General features: G+C 58.4%; 19 protein-coding genes. 8 read left to right on the top strand and 11 right to left on the bottom strand.

What is annotated here, in order from left to right:
* Window positions 1-67: 67 nt before the first annotated feature.
* The 4 genes from CXF97_RS14460 to CXF97_RS14445 all read right to left on the bottom strand — a co-directional run bounded on the left by CXF97_RS14460 (window position 68) and on the right by CXF97_RS14445 (window position 4,121).
* Window positions 68-943, bottom strand: coding sequence for an ABC transporter permease subunit (locus CXF97_RS14460; RefSeq protein WP_101159095.1), 876 nt, complete (start codon window positions 941-943; stop codon window positions 68-70).
* On the bottom strand, window positions 940-1,854 hold the full coding sequence (locus tag CXF97_RS14455) for an ABC transporter permease subunit (protein WP_101159094.1): 915 nt from the start codon (window positions 1,852-1,854) through the stop codon (window positions 940-942). Before CXF97_RS14455 ends, CXF97_RS14460 begins: the two co-directional genes overlap by 4 nt.
* Complete coding sequence (locus CXF97_RS14450) at window positions 1,851-2,993, bottom strand: ABC transporter ATP-binding protein (protein ID WP_039763289.1); 1,143 nt, start codon at window positions 2,991-2,993, stop codon at window positions 1,851-1,853. Before CXF97_RS14450 ends, CXF97_RS14455 begins: the two co-directional genes overlap by 4 nt.
* Window positions 2,994-3,359: 366 nt before the next feature.
* Window positions 3,360-4,121: a gamma-glutamyl-gamma-aminobutyrate hydrolase family protein gene (locus CXF97_RS14445; RefSeq protein ID WP_101159093.1), complete on the bottom strand. Its 762-nt coding sequence runs from the start codon at window positions 4,119-4,121 to the stop codon at window positions 3,360-3,362.
* A 282-nt stretch (window positions 4,122-4,403) separates the two neighbouring features.
* Here CXF97_RS14445 and CXF97_RS14440 point away from each other — a divergent pair, with 282 nt between their 5' ends.
* From CXF97_RS14440 to CXF97_RS14415, 5 genes are all read left to right on the top strand, one after another.
* Entirely contained in the window at window positions 4,404-5,780 is a 1,377-nt protein-coding gene (locus CXF97_RS14440) for a glutamine synthetase family protein (RefSeq protein WP_007918694.1), read from the top strand.
* Window positions 5,781-5,955: 175 nt separating this feature from the next.
* Window positions 5,956-7,446, top strand: a complete 1,491-nt coding sequence (locus tag CXF97_RS14435; protein WP_101159092.1) for an aldehyde dehydrogenase — start codon at window positions 5,956-5,958, stop codon at window positions 7,444-7,446.
* 49 nt (window positions 7,447-7,495) lie between these two features.
* The gene (locus CXF97_RS14430) at window positions 7,496-8,779 is read left to right on the top strand and encodes an FAD-binding oxidoreductase (RefSeq protein WP_101159091.1); all 1,284 of its coding nucleotides are present in this window, start codon (window positions 7,496-7,498) and stop codon (window positions 8,777-8,779) included.
* 527 nt (window positions 8,780-9,306) lie between these two features.
* Window positions 9,307-9,855 (top strand): cupin domain-containing protein, encoded by a 549-nt coding sequence (locus CXF97_RS14420; RefSeq protein WP_042558757.1) that lies wholly within the window; start codon window positions 9,307-9,309, stop codon window positions 9,853-9,855.
* A 218-nt stretch (window positions 9,856-10,073) separates the two neighbouring features.
* Window positions 10,074-10,568, top strand: coding sequence for a hypothetical protein (locus tag CXF97_RS14415; RefSeq protein ID WP_101159089.1), 495 nt, complete (start codon window positions 10,074-10,076; stop codon window positions 10,566-10,568).
* Window position 10,569: 1 nt separating this feature from the next.
* Here CXF97_RS14415 and CXF97_RS14410 read toward each other — a convergent pair whose 3' ends face one another.
* Window positions 10,570-11,271 carry a DUF4225 domain-containing protein gene (locus CXF97_RS14410; RefSeq protein WP_178081193.1) on the bottom strand — a complete coding sequence of 234 codons (702 nt, stop codon included), beginning with the start codon at window positions 11,269-11,271 and terminating at the stop codon, window positions 10,570-10,572.
* Window positions 11,258-11,758 carry an Hcp family type VI secretion system effector gene (locus CXF97_RS14405; RefSeq protein ID WP_101159088.1) on the bottom strand — a complete coding sequence of 167 codons (501 nt, stop codon included), beginning with the start codon at window positions 11,756-11,758 and terminating at the stop codon, window positions 11,258-11,260. The genes CXF97_RS14410 and CXF97_RS14405 overlap by 14 nt, the downstream gene beginning before the upstream one ends.
* A gap of 346 nt (window positions 11,759-12,104) precedes the next feature.
* Between CXF97_RS14405 and CXF97_RS14400 the strand changes: the two genes are divergently transcribed.
* The gene (locus CXF97_RS14400) at window positions 12,105-12,386 is read left to right on the top strand and encodes a hypothetical protein (protein ID WP_101159087.1); all 282 of its coding nucleotides are present in this window, start codon (window positions 12,105-12,107) and stop codon (window positions 12,384-12,386) included.
* Between the two features lie 68 nt (window positions 12,387-12,454).
* On the opposite strand, the gene CXF97_RS14395 is transcribed toward CXF97_RS14400, so the two are convergent.
* Window positions 12,455-12,886: a hypothetical protein gene (locus CXF97_RS14395; protein ID WP_101159086.1), complete on the bottom strand. Its 432-nt coding sequence runs from the start codon at window positions 12,884-12,886 to the stop codon at window positions 12,455-12,457.
* A gap of 159 nt (window positions 12,887-13,045) precedes the next feature.
* On the opposite strand from CXF97_RS14395, the gene CXF97_RS14390 reads away from it, so the two are divergent.
* Window positions 13,046-13,468 carry an HD domain-containing protein gene (locus tag CXF97_RS14390; protein WP_101159085.1) on the top strand — a complete coding sequence of 141 codons (423 nt, stop codon included), beginning with the start codon at window positions 13,046-13,048 and terminating at the stop codon, window positions 13,466-13,468.
* Between the two features lie 278 nt (window positions 13,469-13,746).
* Here the strand turns inward: CXF97_RS14390 and CXF97_RS14385 are convergent, their stop codons facing one another.
* Window positions 13,747-13,911 carry a hypothetical protein gene (locus CXF97_RS14385; RefSeq protein WP_178081192.1) on the bottom strand — a complete coding sequence of 55 codons (165 nt, stop codon included), beginning with the start codon at window positions 13,909-13,911 and terminating at the stop codon, window positions 13,747-13,749.
* Between the two features lie 83 nt (window positions 13,912-13,994).
* Between CXF97_RS14385 and CXF97_RS14380 the strand changes: the two genes are divergently transcribed.
* Window positions 13,995-14,780 (top strand): DeoR/GlpR family DNA-binding transcription regulator, encoded by a 786-nt coding sequence (locus CXF97_RS14380; protein ID WP_101159083.1) that lies wholly within the window; start codon window positions 13,995-13,997, stop codon window positions 14,778-14,780.
* A gap of 164 nt (window positions 14,781-14,944) precedes the next feature.
* Here CXF97_RS14380 and CXF97_RS14375 read toward each other — a convergent pair whose 3' ends face one another.
* The 3 genes from CXF97_RS14375 to CXF97_RS14365 all read right to left on the bottom strand — a co-directional run bounded on the left by CXF97_RS14375 (window position 14,945) and on the right by CXF97_RS14365 (window position 19,066).
* Window positions 14,945-16,228, bottom strand: coding sequence for an FAD-binding oxidoreductase (locus tag CXF97_RS14375; protein ID WP_101159213.1), 1,284 nt, complete (start codon window positions 16,226-16,228; stop codon window positions 14,945-14,947).
* Window positions 16,229-16,376: 148 nt separating this feature from the next.
* The gene (locus tag CXF97_RS14370) at window positions 16,377-17,741 is read right to left on the bottom strand and encodes a glutamine synthetase family protein (RefSeq protein WP_101159082.1); all 1,365 of its coding nucleotides are present in this window, start codon (window positions 17,739-17,741) and stop codon (window positions 16,377-16,379) included.
* 425 nt (window positions 17,742-18,166) lie between these two features.
* Window positions 18,167-19,066 carry a bestrophin family protein gene (locus CXF97_RS14365; RefSeq protein ID WP_101159081.1) on the bottom strand — a complete coding sequence of 300 codons (900 nt, stop codon included), beginning with the start codon at window positions 19,064-19,066 and terminating at the stop codon, window positions 18,167-18,169.
* Window positions 19,067-19,083: the final 17 nt, after the last annotated feature.

Genomic DNA, 19,083 nt, shown 5'->3' with positions numbered 1-19,083 from the left:
TGCAACGAGGCTGCGATCTTTTGATCTTGCTTTTGGAGAGCAAAAAGATCGCAGCGTGCCGCAGCTTCTACAAGGCGGTCGCCGCACGTTGCGGCTGCCACGACTCATTTGCGGTCTGATCCATCGCTTCCTGAATCGCCCGTTTGCGATTGGCTTCCGCCTTGCGACCGAAATACCAGACGAGGAAAGTCACCAACGACACCGCCAGCAGAATCAGGCTGGCCACGGCGTTGATCTCGGGTTTCACACCCAGACGCACCGCCGAAAAGACTTCCATCGGCAAGGTCGTGGAGCCGGGCCCGGAAACGAAACTCGCCAGCACCAGATCATCCAGCGACAAGGCAAACGACATCATCCCGCCCGCAGCCAGCGACGGCGCAATCATTGGAATGGTGATCAGGAAAAACACCTTGAACGGCTTCGCACCCAGATCCATTGCTGCTTCTTCGATCGACAGATCCAGCTCGCGAAGGCGCGCGGAGACTACCACTGCGACATAGGCTGCACAAAACGTGGTGTGGGCGATCCAGATCGTCACGATGCCACGCTCCTGCGGCCAACCAATCAGCTGCGCCATCGCCACGAACAGCAGCAACAGCGACAGGCCAGTGATCACTTCCGGCATCACCAACGGCGCGGTGACCAGACCGCCAAACAGCGTGCGGCCCTTGAAGCGCGTAACGCGAGTCAGGACGAAAGCGGCGAGGGTGCCCAGTGCCACCGCAGCAATCGCGGTGTAGCAGGCGATTTCCAGCGAGCGCACCACCGAGCCCATCAGTTGCGTGTTGTCGAGCAGGCCGGCGTACCACTTGATCGACCAGCCGCCCCACACTGTCACCAGCTTCGAGGCGTTGAACGAGTAGATCACCAGAATCAGCATCGGCAGATAAATGAACATCAGACCGAAGATCAGCATGAACTTGGAAAAATTGAAGCGTTTCATCCCCGTGCCTCCATCTCTTTGGCCTGGCTGCGGTTGAACAGCAGAATCGGCACAATCAGGATCAACAGCATCACCACCGCCAGCGCGGACGCTACCGGCCAGTCGCGGTTATTGAAGAACTCTTGCCACAGCACGCGGCCGATCATCAACGTCTCCGGGCCACCGAGCAATTCTGGAATCACGAACTCGCCGACCACCGGAATGAACACCAGCATGCAGCCTGCGATGATGCCGTTTTTCGCCAGTGGCACAGTGATCTTCCAGAAATTGTTGAAGTTACTCGAGCCCAGATCCTGCGCGGCTTCCAGCAGGCTGTTGTCGTGCTTGACGAGGTTCGCGTAGAGCGGCAGGACCATGAACGGCAGATAGGCGTAGACCACGCCGATGTACACGGCAGTGTTGGTGTTGAGGATCTCGATCGGGTGATCGGTGAGCCCGGTCCACATCAGAAACGCGTTCAGCAGACCGTTGTTGCTGAGGATGCCCATCCACGCGTACACGCGGATCAGAATCGCCGTCCAGGTCGGCATCATGATCAGCAATAGCAGGACGTTTTGCGTTTCCTTGCCGGTCTTGGAGATCGCGTAGGCCATCGGAAAGCCGATCGCCAGGCACATCAGCGTGCTCAGTGCCGCGACTTTCAGCGAGCCCAGGTACGCCGACAGGTACAGCTCATCTTCACCAAGCAGGGTGTAGTTGCCGATATTCAGCAGCAGCTGGAATTTCTGTTCGGCGAACGTGTAGATCTCCGAGTAAGGCGGGATCGCCAGCGCAGCTTCCGAGAAGCTGATCTTCATCACCAGAAAGAACGGCAGCATGAAAAACAGAAACAGCCAGATGAACGGAATGCCGATCACCAGTTTCCGCCCGCTGGGCACCAGACGCAGGAATTGCTGATTGAAGGTTCTCATGAGCGCAGCACCACGCCGCTGTCGTCTTCCCACCAGACATAGACCTTGTCGTCCCAGGTCGGCCGCGCGCCACGGCGTTCGGCGTTGGCCATGAATGACTGGACGATCTTGCCGCCGGGCAACTCGACGTAGAACACCGAGTGACCACCGAGGTAGGCAATGTCATGGACCTTGCCTTCAGACCAGTTGTAGCGGAACTCCGGTTGGGTGGTGCTGACGAGCATTTTTTCCGGGCGGATGGCGTAGGTGATCGACTTGTCCTGCACCGAGGTGCTGACGCCGTGGCCGACGTAGATCTTTTGCTGCAAGTCCGGGCTGTGAATGATCGCGTGGCCTTCCAGATCCTCCACCACGGTGCCGTCGAAGGCGTTCACGTTGCCGATGAACTCGCAGACCATGCGGCTGACCGGCGCTTCATAAATGTCGACCGGGCTGCCGATTTGCGCGATCCAGCCCAGGTGCATGATCGCGATGCGCTGAGCCATGGTCATGGCTTCTTCCTGGTCGTGGGTAACCATGACGCAGGTCACGCCGACGCGCTCGATGATTTCCACCAGCTCAAGCTGCATCTGCGAACGCAGCTTTTTATCCAGCGCACCCATCGGCTCGTCGAGCAGCAACAGCTTCGGCCGTTTGGCCAGTGAGCGGGCGAGGGCAACGCGCTGGCGCTGGCCGCCGGACAACTGATGCGGGCGGCGTTTGGCATATTGGGTCATGTGCACAAGACGCAGCATCTCTTCGACGCGGGCATCGATTTCGCTGGCGGGCAAGCGGTCCTGTTTGAGGCCGAAAGCGATGTTCTGCGCAACCGTCATGTGCGGAAACAACGCATAGGACTGGAACATCATGTTGATCGGCCGCTCGTACGGCGGCATGTCAGTGATGTCCACGCCATCAAGCAGAATCCGCCCCTCGGTCGGCCGCTCGAAACCGGCGAGCATGCGCAGCAGAGTCGATTTGCCCGAACCGGAACCGCCCAGCAGCGCGAAGATTTCGCCCTGATGGATCTCCAGGGACACATCGTCCACGGCCACGGTTTCGTCGAACTTCTTGGTGACACGATCGACTTTCACCAACACCTTTTTCGGTTGCTGATGACCTTCGAGTGCCTTGCGGTAAGTGCTGGAGGCGTTTGCCATGTGAAACTCCCAACAGGTGTCGTGTGCCTGGCCAATGTGGCCGGGCTTAAGTGGATTGCAAGCCTGTAAGTGCGATGTCAGTCATTACAGATCCCTTGTGGGAGCGGGCTTGCTCGCGAAAGCGCCGTGTCAGTCGATAGGGTGGGTGTCTGACACACCGCCTTCGCGAGCAAGCCCGCTCCCACAGGTTTTGTATTGATCTGATGCATATCGCTCGAACCGATCCGGCTTGTTCGGCGCCGCCGTCCTGGCTGCCTGGGTCGTACTTGTTGTTATTACGGGTATCGCTGTTCACGACTGACGGATGTGCAAACGCGCACCCGCCAGCCGTGGGGGCAGTAAATCGTCAGTTGTTCCGCGATTGCGTCAGCGCTGACTGCGCTTCACCGCCCGTCGCCGGCACGCTGCGCCGAATGCCTGGAAAATCTTCAGGTAGTTCGGGTTGTCCAGCACTTGCCATTCCGGGTGCCATTGCACACCGAGGGCGAAGGTAGGGCTGTGCTCTACCGAGATCGCCTCGATCAAGCCGTCCGGTGCCACGGCTTCGGCACGCAGGCCGGGGGCGAGGCGATCGATGCCCTGGCTATGAATCGAGTTGACCTGAAACTCACCCGGCAGCTCGAGCGCTTCGAACACGCCGCCCGCGAGCACCGTCACCGCGTGGGCCGGTGCGTATTGCACGGCCACGTCGGGGCTGTCGGCCTCGCGGTGATCGAGCATGCCCGGCAGCTCATGCACCTTCTGATGCAGGCTGCCGCCGAACGCCACGTTCATTTCCTGAAAGCCACGGCAGATGCCGAGCACCGGAACGCCCGCGGCGATGGCTGCACGCAATAAAGGAAGGGTGGTGGCGTCGCGGGCCGGATCATGATCCGTGCCGGGCGCACTGGTCGGGCCTTGATAGTGGAAGGGCTCCACGTTCGAGGGCGAGCCGGTCAGCAGCAGACCGTCGAGCTGACCAAGCAGGTCGTCGATTTCAGTCGAATTACCGAGGGAAGGAATGACCACCGGCAGCCCCTGGGCGCCAACGCTGACAGCACGTACGTACTTGTCGCCGCTGATGTGATAGGGGTGCAGGCCAATCTGTTTGACGCACGCTGTAACGCCGATCAATGGCTTGAATGCCATTTTTATTCACCTCGAAGTCTGTCACTTGAACGAGCTTTTCCGGAGCTTAGCGTCGTTGATTTTAATTAACAACTGCCATGTAAAAAATTCTAAACGCCGTTCATCAAATTGCTCAGCGTTACCTGGGTTTAGGGGCGTATATGGCACGAGAGTGTTAAGAAAAGCCCGAAAAATAAAGGCTTCAGGGCAGGGTGTTCGCTATTGACTTCACTTTGCCTTTCGGATTGACTGGCTGCGCAACACGGTGGTGAACATAATAATTAACAGCTAAATAGGTGCATCATGTCGGTCCCTCTGCGTACCGTTCAACTCAACGAAGCCAACGCATTCCTTAAGAAATATCCTGAGGTTTTGTACGTCGACCTTCTGATTGCGGATATGAACGGTGTGGTGCGCGGCAAGCGCATCGAACGCACCAGTCTTCATAAGGTGTACGAAAAAGGCATCAACCTGCCGGCGTCGCTGTTCGCGCTGGACATCAACGGCTCGACGGTGGAAAGCACCGGTCTGGGCCTGGATATTGGCGATGCCGATCGCATCTGCTACCCGATCCCCGGCACCCTGAGCATCGAGCCGTGGCAAAAACGCCCGACCGCACAGCTGCTGATGACCATGCACGAGATCGAAGGCCAGCCATTCTTCGCTGACCCGCGTGAAGTGCTGGCCAACGTTGTGCGCAAGTTCGACGACCTCGGTCTGACGATTTGCGCCGCGTTCGAACTGGAGTTCTATCTGATCGACCAGGACAACGTGAACGGTCGTCCGCAATCACCGCGCTCACCGGTCTCCGGCAAGCGTCCGGTGTCGACTCAGGTTTACCTGATCGACGATCTCGACGAATACGTCGATTGCCTGCAAGACATTCTCGAAGGCGCGAAAGAGCAGGGCATTCCCGCTGATGCGATCGTCAAGGAAAGCGCCCCGGCGCAGTTTGAAGTCAACCTGCATCACGTCTCCGACCCGATCAAGGCGTGCGATTACGCGGTGCTGCTCAAGCGTCTGGTGAAGAACATCGCCTACGACCACGAGATGGACACTACCTTCATGGCCAAGCCGTATCCGGGCCAGGCCGGTAACGGTCTGCACGTGCACATTTCGATTCTGGATAAAGAGGGCAACAACATCTTCGCCAGCGAGGATCCCGAGCAGAACGCCGCACTGCGTCACGCGATCGGCGGTGTGCTCGAGACCCTGCCGGCGCAAATGGCGTTCCTTTGCCCGAACGTCAACTCGTACCGCCGCTTCGGCGCGCAATTCTATGTGCCGAACTCGCCAAGCTGGGGCATCGACAACCGCACCGTGGCCGTGCGCGTGCCGACCGGTTCCGCCGATGCTGTGCGCATCGAGCACCGTGTTGCCGGTGCCGATGCCAACCCGTACCTGCTGATGGCGTCGGTGCTGGCCGGTATTCACCACGGCCTGACCAACCAGATCGAGCCGGGCGCCCCGGTTGAAGGCAACAGCTACGAGCAGAACGAACAGAGCCTGCCGAACAACCTGCGTGATGCCCTGCGCGAGCTCGACGACAGCGAAGTCATGGCGCGTTATATCGACCCGATGTACATCGACGTGTTTGTCGCGTGCAAGGAAAGCGAACTGGCCGAGTTCGAGAACTCGATCTCTGACCTTGAGTACAACTGGTATCTGCATACGGTCTAAAAGCCAACACCTGACCCTGTAGGAGCTGCCGAAGGCTGCGATCTTTTGATCTTGCCTGGGAAAAAACAAAGTCAAAAGATCGCAGCCTTCGGCAGCTCCTACCGGGAGTTCGGGTTACCAGATTCCGTTTGGCGTGCGTTCGCCCGTCCCCAATCCTTTTGTCGAGCTCAACACAATGATCACAACCCGCAACGTCTGGGAACAACGCTTCCAGTCTCTGTCCATCGAATCGCGCGCTTTCATCAATGGCGAATACCGCCCGGCGATCAGCGGCGACACCTTCCAATGCCTGAGCCCGGTCGACGGCCGTTTTCTCGCCGCGGTCGCCAGCACCGATGAAGCCGACGCCAACCTCGCCGTCGAAGCCGCGCGTCAATCGTTCAACTCCGGTATCTGGGCGAAAAAAGCCCCGGCCGAGCGCAAGCGCATCCTGATCCGCTTCGCCGATCTGATCCTGCAACACCAGGAAGAGCTGGCGCTGCTGGAAACCCTCGACATGGGCAAACCGATCAGTGACTCGATGAGCATCGACATTCCCGCGACCGCCAACGCTATCCGCTGGAGCGCCGAGGCCATCGACAAAATCTACGATGAAGTCGCTGCCACCCCGCATGATCAGCTCGGCCTTGTCACTCGTGAACCCTGCGGCGTGGTCGCGGCGATCGTGCCGTGGAATTTTCCGCTGATCATGGCCAGCTGGAAGTTCGCCCCGGCGCTCGCGGCGGGTAACTCGTTCATTCTCAAACCGTCGGAAAAATCACCACTGACCGCCATCCGCATCGCGCAGCTTGGGCTGGAGGCCGGGATTCCGAAAGGCGTTTTCAACGTGCTGCCGGGTTACGGTCACACCGTCGGCAAAGCGCTGGCGTTGCACATGGACGTCGACGTGCTGGCCTTCACCGGCTCCACGGCGATCGCCAAGCAACTGATGATTTACGCCGGTCAGAGCAACATGAAACGCGTCTGGCTCGAGGCCGGCGGCAAAAGCCCGAACGTGGTATTTGCCGACGCCCCGGACCTGCGCGCGGCAGCAGAAGCGGCGGCCAGCGCCATCGCCTTCAACCAGGGCGAAGTCTGCACGGCCGGTTCGCGCCTGCTGGTCGAGCGATCGATCCGCGATCAGTTCATTCCGCTGCTGGTGGACGCGTTGCAAGCCTGGAAACCGGGGCACGCACTGGATCCGGCGACCACCGTCGGCGCCGTGGTCGACCAGCGTCAACTGGACAATGTGCTGCGTTACATCAGCATCGGCCACGAGCAGGGCGCCGAGCTGATTGCAGGCGGCCAGCGCACCCTCGAGGAAACCGGTGGGCTCTACGTGCAGCCAGCGATTTTCGACGGCGTAACCAACGCGATGACCATCGCGCAAGAAGAAATCTTCGGCCCGGTGCTGTCGCTGATCACCTTCGACACTGCCGAGCAAGCGCTGCAGATCGCCAACGACAGCATCTTCGGTCTGGCTGCCGGTGTGTGGACGAGCAATCTGAGCAAGGCCCACACCTTTGCTCGGGGCCTGCGCGCCGGTAGCGTCTGGGTCAACCAGTACGACGGCGGCGACATGACCGCGCCGTTCGGTGGCTTCAAGCAGTCGGGCAACGGTCGCGATAAATCGCTGCACGCATTCGACAAGTACACCGAGCTGAAAGCGACCTGGATCAAGCTCTGACTCTTTTACAGCGGCGGTCGCCCTTGGTTGGCGGCCCTCGGAGAAACCTATGAAACAGCAACACGTAAACAGTTACTACGCGGCCACGCGCAATGAAGTCATTGACTTCCCGATTCTCGAAGAAGCGGTGGACTGCGATGTCTGCATCATCGGCGCCGGCTATACCGGTCTGTCCTCGGCGCTGTTTCTCAGCGAAGCCGGCTATAAAGTCACGGTGCTGGAAGCGGCGAAAGTCGGCTACGGCGCCAGCGGGCGCAACGGTGGGCAACTGGTCAACTCCTACAGCCGCGACGTCGATGTCATCGAAGAGCGCTACGGCGACAAGACTGCAGAAATCCTTGGCAGCATGATCTTCGAAGGCGCCGATATCATCCGTTCGCGCATCAAGGATTACGGCATCAAATGCGACTACCGCCCGGGCGGTATTTTCGCCGCGATGAACAAGAAGCAACTCAACGGTCTGGCCGAGCAGAAGCGCAACTGGGAACGCTACGGCAACCGCAATCTGCGGATGCTCGACGCAGCGGATATCCGTCGCGAAGTCGGTTCCGATGCTTACGTTGGCGGTTTGCTGGACATGCAGGGCGGCCACGTTCATCCCTTGAACCTGGCCCTGGGTGAAGCCGCCGCCATCGTGCGTTTGGGCGGCATGATCTACGAGCAATCGGCGGCGGTGGAAATCACCTACGGCGAGCCGATCACCGTGCGCACCGCCAAAGGTCTGGTCCGCGCCAAATATCTGCTGATCGCCGGCAACGCTTATCTGCCGCAAGGCCTCGACAACCGCGTCACCGCGAAAAGCATGCCGTGCGGCTCGCAAATCGTCGTCACCGAACCGTTGACCGAGCAGCAGGCGCGCAGCCTGATTACCCACAACTATTGCGTCGAAGATTGCAATTACCTGCTCGATTACTACCGTCTCACCGCTGACAACCGTCTGCTTTACGGTGGTGGTGTGGTCTACGGCGCGCGGGAACCGGACGATATCGAGCAACTGATCCGGCCGAAGATCCACAAGACCTTCCCGCAGCTCAAAGACGTGAAGATCGACTACCGCTGGACCGGCAATTTTCTGCTGACCATGTCGCGCATGCCGCAATTCGGCCGCATCGAAAAGAACGCCTACTACATGCAGGGTTACAGTGGTCACGGTGTCACCTGCTCGCACCTGGCCGGCAAACTGATCTCGGAAATGATTCGCGGCGACGCCGAACGCTTCAACGCTTTCGCCTCACTGCCACACATGCCGATGCTCGGCGGCCGCACGTTCTCCGCGCCGCTCACCGCTCTGGGCGCCGTCTACTATTCGCTGCGCGACCGTTTCGGCGTCTGAGTAACCGCCCCGGCGGCGGCCCCCAAGCCTCCGCCGGTTTTTCTGACATACCTGAGGACAGCAGATGTGAGGGGCCTGTCATCAATGCAGCTGGCACACCAGAGATCAAACTGTGGGAGCGGGCTTGCTCACGAAGGGGCCATATCAGCCAACATGGGTGTCGCTTGACACTCCGCTTTCGCGAGCAAGCCCGCTCCCACAGGGGAATCGGTGGTGTTGGAAGATGTTGCGCCTGGCGCCAGTTGAATGTGGGAGTGGGCTTGCTCACGAAGAGGGAGGTACATTCAGCAATGATGTTGCCCGACCTGCCGCTTTCGCGAGCAAGCTCGCTCCCACATTGGCTGTATTGCCAAGGCAGAAGGGAGTTTCGTCTCACCATCCATCGAACCTGCTGAGCAACATCTGCAAACGTGATTTAATAGCCGCCTTTCACGGTTCCGGGACACGGGAGCTACGTGATCCGCGCGACCTGCGCGTCACCCGCCACCCACCCCCATTACCCTTAAGTACCTCAACATAAGGCTGTCATGGATACGGGTTCTCGACTCAAACTAGTACGCGAAAGCTACAAACTCTCCCAGCGCGAGCTCGCCCGGCGTAGCGGCGTGACCAACGCGACCATCTCGCTGATCGAACAGAACCGCGTCAGCCCCTCCGTCAGCTCGCTGAAAAAGCTGCTCGAAGGCATACCTATGTCCCTGGCCGACTTCTTCACCTTCGACCAGCCCCCACGCGAACACCAATACGTCTTCCGCGCCAATGAACAACCCGACCTCGGCCGCCACGGCCTGCGCCTGCTGCTCATCGGCGCCTCCGTCCCCAGCCGCCAGATGCGCCTGCTGCGCGAACAATACGCCCCCGGTGCCAGCTCCGGCGAAGAGCCGATTGTTCACTCGGAAGGTGAGGAGTGCGGGTTGGTAACGCGCGGGACTGTTGAGTTGACGGTGGATGGCTCGGTGAGCGTGTTGAATGCCGGGGATGGGTATTACTTTCCGACCACGTTACCGCATAAGTTCCGGAATATCGGGGCGGACGAGGCTGAGATCATTAGCGCGAATACGCCGGCTAACTTCTGATTGATGCGTCAGGCATTAACCATGCGCTGTAAGTAAATCCGACGCCTGTTGAAGGGCGTCGGATTTTTTTTGAGTCGAGGAAAAGTTTGTAGGTTTGACGGTTTTTATTTGTAGGAATGCTCTGAATGAGTGCGTGATGATGCAAGGTTAATGACGTTAGGGGGGGCTGGTATGGTTACATGGCTTCGCGCGGGCGAACGTGGGTGATGGAAGTATGAGTGTTCGGAAAATATGTCTTTTTTGCGTTCAATGGTAAAAGGGTGTTATATGACGTTCTTAAGGCGGGTAAAGTGATGATGTTAAGATTCATAAGTCAAACAATATTGTTGTTTTTCTTGACTATCGCTTTGAGTGGGATTGGCGCGTTAGTGCAAGTGAATTTTTTCAGTGGGATTTTTTTAGTGTTGGAGGATGTAAAGGAAATTGTAAGTGCTCTGGTTTTTGTTTTACTTCTATATGTTAATTTTCGCTACTGCTTTCCTGATCAGTTGGCGGAGTTGCGAGGGCGAAATGTCCTAAGTGATCGGTATCCTGTATGGGTGAAGCAATATATTTTCTTTAATTGTGCATTGTTTGTTGAGGAGATTCTTTATTACACGATTAAGGATTTGGTGAGTATGTCTGAAGTTTTTTATAGATTGTTGGGTTTTGTGGTTTTTGCTTCTTTTTATGCGTACATGATGTCGGGTGATGAGTTCAAGGTGAAAAGGTAAGTTAATTGTCCTGTCGAAATACTATTTCTTTGTTTATGTTTTTTACCGTAATGCTGTCGGTCAGAAGTTCGAGTGTCAAAGCCAGGTTCCCCGTTTGGTTGTAAGCTCGTTCATAATTAATAGGGTCGTGATTGAATAACTCCTTTGAGCCTGGTTTTCGCACGTGCTGCAGCATGCCAAACCCGGAAAGAATTAAGTCTACGCTGTAGTAAGCAGTGTTTCCTATATGTATTTCGTTTGCCATGGATTGATAGAATCTACGCATCGGACCCACTGTGCTTTGAGCATCAGGGCCGTTGTAGATATTTACTACCCCTTCATGAATATTGTTGATGCCGTGCGCTGAAAAGAGTGCTCCTGCAAATACACCTCGCGGACTTTTGCTGGAGAATTGTATGGCACCTATCTGCAATTGCATCATCCCCGCAGCAACACCTACACCGTTTTGAGCATAGAACGATACCTTGTTCAGTAACTCAGTATGTTCCTCCCTAAGCTCCTGCAACCCTTGCTTGGCGCTGATAACGCCTTCATCAACAGCTCGAATAATCTCATTCGCATAAGACGAAACGACCTCGTTAAATCGAAGCTGATTGAAACTGTCATACAGTTGAGTCGCGCCAATCTGACAGCCGAATGCGACCAGATCGGCAGCTGCTCGGGTAACATCGTTGATGTCGCACAAATCCTCATTCACCGTCATTTCCCCAAGTGCTGAAACCGCACGTGCCCGCCTGGAGGTGCGTCCAACTGATTTCGCGATAGGTGAAGGACACCAATTCTTGGGGCTGTGCGTCATTCAAATGAATGGCGTGGGGAACCTGGAGGTTGATGTGGGCAATTTTTGCGCCGGTTATGTGGATTTTGAAGTACTTGTCCTGTGTGCCAGCGGGGGAGGTTCGGTAGAAGACGATGGTGCAGTCCAGCACTTCTCGCTCATGAAGTGCGGCGAAGAGCAGTGGTGAGGATTTGTCGATGTTCTTGGTGATCATGATTGGCAAGTGTTGGCCACGATCTGCAGTGACGCCGCCGTTATTGCCGGTGGTCATGTTGTGGGAATAGGCCAGTACCATTATCTCGTCAAGGTGGCCCAGTTGGCACTTGTTGCCGATGGAGTTAGTGTCGGAGCATCCGGCGGAGACCAGGCCTTGTCGATCTCCAGTGATACTCATGTAGCTGTGATTGGCCATGGATGCGCTGCCTTGTTTAAAGGTTAGTCTTGCTCGCAGAGTAACCGTCAATTTAAGCCAGTGCCGAGAGGCAAAGTTTCGGTGTTCACCGATCTCAGATAAGTCTTACAAGGGCGGCGGACGTCAGGAAGTGAAAGTTCTGAGTGCCCACGATGGTGAGGTCGGTTTAAGGTCGCTTCACAGTCCGGTGGAGCAAGCCCTCTCGCCACATGGATGTTTTCCTATGCAGTTGCGGACCTCGAAATCGCACGAGCCTGTTGGGCGATAACCATTCGTCAGCCGCCCCGCATTTTTGCTGCGCACCTGTTTCCAATGCGTACCTGACCCTCGCAAAGGAACCGCCAACATGCGCAAATCCAACCTCGCAGCACTGACCCTGGCCACGCTGTTATCCGCCACCTCGTTCTACGCAACAGCCGCCAGCGACACCCCGGCACCCACCGCTAACGACGGCAATAGCCAAGCCAACCCGAGTGCGCCGGAAGACATTCACTCCAACGGCACCGTGCCCAAAGGCACTCAGGGCAACACCACCAACAATGACGGCTCAACGCCTTCAGGTTCCAAGCCCAGCGGCTCGAAGCAATCGAATGACAGCGGCACCAGCAGCGGTGCTGGTAAAGGTTGAGGCTGTTTGCGGATGCAGCAAGCCCGGCATCGCGCCGGGCTCTGCAACAGATCAACCGATAACAGGCGCTATTTCGCCTTCCAGTTGCCCCCACTGTTCTCACAATCAATTTTCGCCTGAGCCAGATGTTCACCGTCGTAGTAATACGTGGTGACTTTGGCGTTATCAGGCATGTTCAAGGGTTTGGCGCTTTTGTCTTTGCTGGTCGAGTGCGGGTTGGCCAGGGATTCCTGGGTCAGGCGGGCGCTGCAGGTGGCCTGGTAGTGATCGTCGCAGCGATCAACTTTTTTCTTGGTGGCGTTGAGGGTGTCCTTGGTTTCGTTGCTGCATGACCAGTTGATGGAATCGACGGGCATGCCTTCGTATTCGTAGCAGCTGTGGGTTTCCACCGCCGGCACCGAGGCGCTTGAGGAGCGGGTGTGCACGTCGCAGCCTTCGGCCATGACGCAGGTGGGGATGATGGCGAATGTGGCGATCAGAAGCAGCAGTCGGGTTTTCATCGGCAATTCCTCTCCAATGGCGCCGCGTCCGATCGATGATTTGGCGCTTGTCTGGTTTCGAGGCGGCGAGGGCGGGCAAGGTTCAATCGGCTTTGCGCTGCGCGTTCTTCGCTTACACTGCGCAACAATCAGAAACATTCAGCGCAGGATTCGATTCCCATGGCCCAATCCCTCGAACGCGCCATCGCCATTGCCGCTACGGCCCACACGGGGCAGGTGGACAAGGGCGGCGCGCCGTACATTCTTCATCCGCTGAAAGTCATGTTGCGCATGCATACGCTGGAAGAGCGCATCGTCGCTGTGCTGCACGACGTGGTCGAGGATTGCGGCGTCAGTCTTGATGATTTACGCCGCGAAGGATTCAGCGAGGAGGTGCTGACCGCGATTGCAGCTGTGACGAAATTGCCCGGTGAGTCTTACGAGGATTTCGTCGACCGCGCCGCGCAGAACCCGATCGGGCGCGTGGTGAAACTGGCGGATCTGGAAGAGAACAGCGATATCTCACGGATTGCCTCGCCGAGTTGGGAGGATCTGGAGCGGATCGAGAAATATCGGCGGGCGATTGCACGGCTTCGCGCTTAGGAATGCAACCCCCTGTAGGAGCTGCCGAAGGCTGCGATCTTTTGATGTTGTTTTTGCAAGATCAAGAGCAAAGATCGCAGCCTTCGGCAGCTCCTACATGTGGACGCTGTAGTCAGTTGGATAGCCAGGAAGGCGAACTATGAAATCCATTGTGTGCTTGTTGTTTGCGGCTGGTTTTGGCGCGCTGTCCCCCTCACCCAGGGGGACTGAGCGCGTGCACCGGGATCCGGCGCAAAGATGGTTGCGTGAGCAATTGCTCGCCTCGGTTTGATGCATGTTCAGGCGTGGCCCAGGGCAATCGCGAACGAGACGACGATCATGCAGGCGAAGGCGAAATTGAGATTCATGGGCTGGTCATCCTGAGCTTTTGAGAGTGGGGCCATTGTGAACAGGCGCAGCGCAAAGAAAAAATTCGCCGTGTTGATTCCAATGATCGAAAGCATTGATAGCCGCTGCGTTTGTATTTGCCCGGTGCTTTGGCTAGTCTCGCTGAAACCTGCAACTACAAGCACAAACAGGCGCAACCATGCACGACCACTCCATCGCTGAACTGCCGTCCCTGCGTCGGCAGAAAATCCTTTTGCTTCTTGAGCGTGACGGCAAGGTCATGGCCTCCGAGCTGAGCCAGCATTTCGCAGTCTCCGAAGACACCATCCGCCGTGACCTCGCCGAGCTGGACAGCGCCGGCCTGGTGCAGCGCGTGCATGGCGGCGCGCTGCCGCGACCGAAGGACTCCGGCAAGGATTACTTCACCCGCCTGGATGAGACCGACGAGGTCAAAGTGCGCCTGGCGCAGTTGGCGGCGCAGCACGTCGAGGACGGGCAGATTGTGCTGTTCGATTCCGGCTCGACCACGTTGCAGGTGGCGCGCGCCTTACCCGCCAATGTCCGCATCACCGCCGTGACCGCTTCACCGCTGACGGCGATTGCCTTATCCGAATACAAGGGTGTGAAAGTGATCCTGGCGGGCGGTGAATTGAATCCGCATTCGATGTCGGCGAGTGGTCAGGAAGCGCTGCGATTGCTGGCGGGAATCAAGGCGGATCTGGCGATTACCGGGGTCTGTGCGATTCATCCCGAGGTCGGCATCACCTCGCTGCATTTCGATGAAGTGCCGATCAAGCAGGCGATGCTCGACAGTGCAGCGCGGGTGATTGCGGTGACCACGGCGGACAAGTTGGGGGCGGTGGAGCCATTTGTAGTGGCGCCGTGTACGCGCCTGCATACGTTGATTACCGAGCGGCATCCGGGGTCGGGGAGTGTGGAGGATTATCGGCGGTTGGGGATTGTGGTGGAGCAGTTGCCGGATTGAATTATTTGGGGTGGATGTGAGGGCCCGGTCGCGAGCAAGCCCGCTCCCACATGTAAGCTGCAGTGAAAACATGGCCCTGTAGGAGCTGCCGAAGGCTGCGATCTTTTGATTTTTTTAAAACAAGATCAAAAGATCGCAGCCTTCGGCAGCTCCTACAGTTTGGATCAGCGCAACCGCTCAAGCATCTGGTAATACCACATTCCCGCTGCCAGTAATGGGTTGCCGAGCAGGTCGCCCATGGGGACGCGAATGTGCTGGCACGCGGCGAATGTGTCGAACTGTTCCATCTGCCCGGTGATCGCCCGGCTCATGATTTCGCCCATGATGTGCGTGGTGGCGATGCCGTGCCCCGAGTAGCCCTGGCAATACCAGACGTTGTCCGAGAGCTTGCCCAGTTGCGGGATGCGGTTGATGACGATGCCCATGGCGCAGCTCCATTGGTAATCGATTGGCACGCCTTTGAGCGCCGGGAAGGTGCGCTCGATACACGGTCGCAGCTCCGCAGCAATGTCCCGGGAATCCTTGCCGCTGTAGTTGGCGCCGCCGCCGAACAGCAAACGGCCGTCGGCAGTGAGCCGGTAGTAATCGAGGACGAAGCGGCAGTCGTACACCGCAAGATCTTCGGGGTTGATCTGTTTCGCCAGATCACCCAGCGGCGCGGTAGTGACGATGCCGCCCATGGCCGGGAAAATCTTGCCCTTGAGCTGACCCGGTTCGAGCTTGTGATAGACATCGCCGGCGAGCATCACCTGACTGGCGTCGATCCGGCCGTGGGCGGTGCGCACGCCGGGGTTGTCGCCGTGAATGATCTCCAGCACTTCGCTGTTCTCGAAGATCAGCCCGCCCAGACTTTCGGCTGCGCGTGCTTCGCCAATGCACAGGTTGAGCGGATGCAGGTGCAGGTTGCGGGTGTTCTTGATTGCGCCGTGATAGAGCTCGCTTTGCAGTAAGTCGCGAACCTGGTTGCGGTCAAGCAGACTTACTTCATCACCCAGACCGCGGCGCACGGCTTCGTCGTAATCCTTGCGCAGATCCACCATGTGGCTCGGCTTGTATGCCGCGTGCAAATGGCCGTGTTTGAGGTCGCACTGGATCGCATATTTTTCGACGCGCTGGCGGATGATTTCATGCCCGCGCCAGCGCAGGTGCCAGATGAAATCATCCACGTCATCGCCCAGTTTTGCGCGCATCTGTTTGCGCATTGCACCGTCGCCGGAGAGGCTGCCAGTCACTTGCCCGCCATTGCGCCCGGTGGCGCCCCAGCCAATTTTGTGGCTTTCGACAATGGCGACTTTCAGGCCTTTTTCCGCCAGCTCGACAGCGGTGGCAACGCCGGTGAAGCCGCCGCCGATGATCACCACATCGACCTTGTGCCGGCCCTGCAGGGGCGGGTAGTCGGTGTCCTGATTGAGGGTGGCGGTGTAATAGGAATTGCAGCGAATGGTCATGTCAGGATCCACATAAAATTCGTAAGTCATAATGCAATCCCCTGTGGGAGCGGGCTTGCTCGCGAAAGCGGTATGTCAGTCACCCAAGATGTTGAATGTGACCACGCTTCGCGAGCGAGCACGCTCGCACAGGTTCGGTGTCTGATCGTTAAGCCTCGGTCAGGTACCAGCGCCAATCCTGCTCACCCACTTCAGCCATGAACTGCCGATACTCGGCACGCTTCACCGCCAGATACACCCCAAGGAATTCCTGCCCCAACGCGTCCCGTGCCCACTGTGAATTTTCCAGCGCTTGTAGCGACGTCAGCCAATCGGTCGGCAACAATTCTTTTGCCTGAGCGTAACCATTGCCCTCGACCGGCGCGCCCGGATCCAGCTCCTCACGAATGCCGCGATGTATCCCGGCAAGAATCGCCGCTGCCGCCAGATAAGGGTTGGCGTCGGCGCCGCAAATACGATGTTCGATGTGTCGCGTAGGGGCCGGGCCGCCCGGCACGCGCAGGCTGACCGTGCGGTTGTCGACACCCCAGGTCGGCGCCAGCGGCGCGTAGCTGTTGGCCTGGAAGCGTCGATAAGAGTTGGCGTTGGGGCAGAACAGCAGCAGCGAATCGAGCAAGGATGCGAGCATGCCGCCAATCGCCGTGCGCAACAGCGGCGTGCCGGCCGGGTCCTCGGAAGCGAACAGATTACAACCCTCGGCATCGGCGAGGCTGACGTGCATGTGCATGCCCGTACCGGCCAGATCATCGAACGGCTTGGCCATGAATGTGGCTTGCATGCCGTGCTTGTGCGCCACGCCTTTGACCAGACGTTTATAGCGCACGGCCTGGTCCATCGCCGCCAGCGCGTCGCCGTGCTCGAGAGTGATTTCCACCTGCCCCGGCGCGTATTCGGAGATTGCCGTACGCGCCGGAATGCCATGCAGCTTGCAGGCGCTGTAAAGGTCGGCGAGGAACGGTTCGATCTGCTCCAGCTCGCGCAAACCGTAGACTTGCGTGTGTCGCGGTCGACCGCCATCAGCGTCCCGCGCCGGTTGCGGGCGGCCGTTGTGATCACGTTTGGCGTCGAGCAGATAGAACTCCAGCTCGCAGGCCATGATCGGGTGGTAACCCTCGGCCTTGAGCCCGTCAATGACTTTGATCAGCAGGTGACGCGGGTCAGCGATGCTCGCCGGCATGCCCTCGGTCGGGTGCATGCTGACCTGCACCGCGGCCGTCGGAATCTGCCGCCACGGCAGGCGCACCAGACTGCCTTGCAGCGGATAGGCGCGGCAGTCGATGTCGCCGACGTCCCAGACCAGACCGGAGTTCTCGACGTCTTCGCCTTGTACGGTCAAACCGAGGATCGTGCTCGGCAGCGGTCGGCCGCTTTCATACACGGCGAGCAGTTCTTCACGGTGCAACAGCTTGCCGCGCGGCACGCCGTTGGCGTCGAGGATGAACAACTCGATCATGTCGATATCGGGGTTCTGTTCAAGGAACAGGCGGGCGTCTTCGATGGCTGCGAATTTCATGGCAAATCACTCACGATGGCGCCGCACAGGCGCGCAGATTCGGCCGGACACGACGCGACAAAAAAAGCGCACGTGTCCCGGCAGGGATATCAGGGAAAGAGAAATTGACTGTCGCGGGTTTCAGTTCGCGCGATCAGGCAGGAACGGCGATATCCGGCGGGCGTGCAGAGTGACGCAGCTTGGAACGGCGCAGGGCCATGGGCAGATTGACGATGCGGTTCATACGCGGCCCCGTATGCAGTGGGCGCGTACAGCAGAGACGTGCAACCTTTGGGGTTGTTGTGGTGACGTACTCATAACGCGTGTTTCCGTTGGCGGAAAGCGTCGGCGGCAGGGTGGGCCCGGCGACCGGTGTGCCCGGATAGTAAGGGGGAATTTGCGCGCATGTAAACGGGAGATTCGCCGATGGCGGTTTCCCGCGTTATTCAGCGCAGCACGTAATCGTCCGGTTGCGGCGCGGGCGGTAACGGCGAAACGTCGAGTTCGTGCAACACGTCGCGCTCCAGCGTACGCACCAGCGCGTCGGTCGGCAGATCGTTTTCATCGCGCCCGAACGGGTCTTCGAGTTCATCGGCAATCGCGTCGAAGCCGAAGAAGGTGTAGCTGACAATTGCCGTGAACAGCGGCGTCAACCAACCCAGCGATTGCGCCATGGCGAAGGGCAGCAGCAGGCAGAACAGGTAGATGGTGCGGTGCAGCAGCAGGGTATAAGGAAACGGCAATGGCGTGTTTTTGATCCGGTCACACACGGCCTGGGCCTGGCTCAGGCAGGTCAGGTGACTGGCCAGCAATTGATAACGCCATGGCGACAGCGCACCGGCCGTTTCCAGCTCGCAACATTGGCGCCCGACCTGATGAATGATCTGTGCGCAGTGATCCGGCGCAGCCTCGTCGAGTGGCGGGCTGAGCCAGTCGGCACTGGCCTGTGCCTCGCTCTCCGAGCGCAGCCGTGCGTTCAATGCATGGGCGAATCCGCACAGGTTGCGCAACAGTTGCTCACGCCGGCGGGTGTCAGCGATGCCTTGGGTTTCACGCATCACCGAACGCACCCGCAGCAGCACATCGCCCCAGGCCTTGCGCCCCTCGTACCAACGGTCGTAACAGGCATTGTTGCGAAAGCTGAGGAAGATCGACAGCGACAGCCCCAGCAGGGTGAAAGGCGTCGCGTTGATCTTGGCGAAATAGCTCGGTACCAGGAGCTCAATCAGCACAATCCCCGCCGCCAGCAGCGTCAGCATCAAGGTGCGCACGGCGATGCGTTTGGCGATCGAGCCTTTGAGGGTGAACAGCACGGCGAACTGATTGGGTCTCGGTCTGACGATCATCTCGCGGTCCCGGTTGC

Origin of the sequence: Pseudomonas sp. Choline-02u-1 (assembly GCF_002836515.1) — a bacterium.
Taxonomy (GTDB): Bacteria; Pseudomonadota; Gammaproteobacteria; order Pseudomonadales; family Pseudomonadaceae; genus Aquipseudomonas.
The sequence above is the reverse complement of the archived record's forward strand: the minus strand, read 5'-3'. Positions and strand labels throughout refer to the sequence as shown.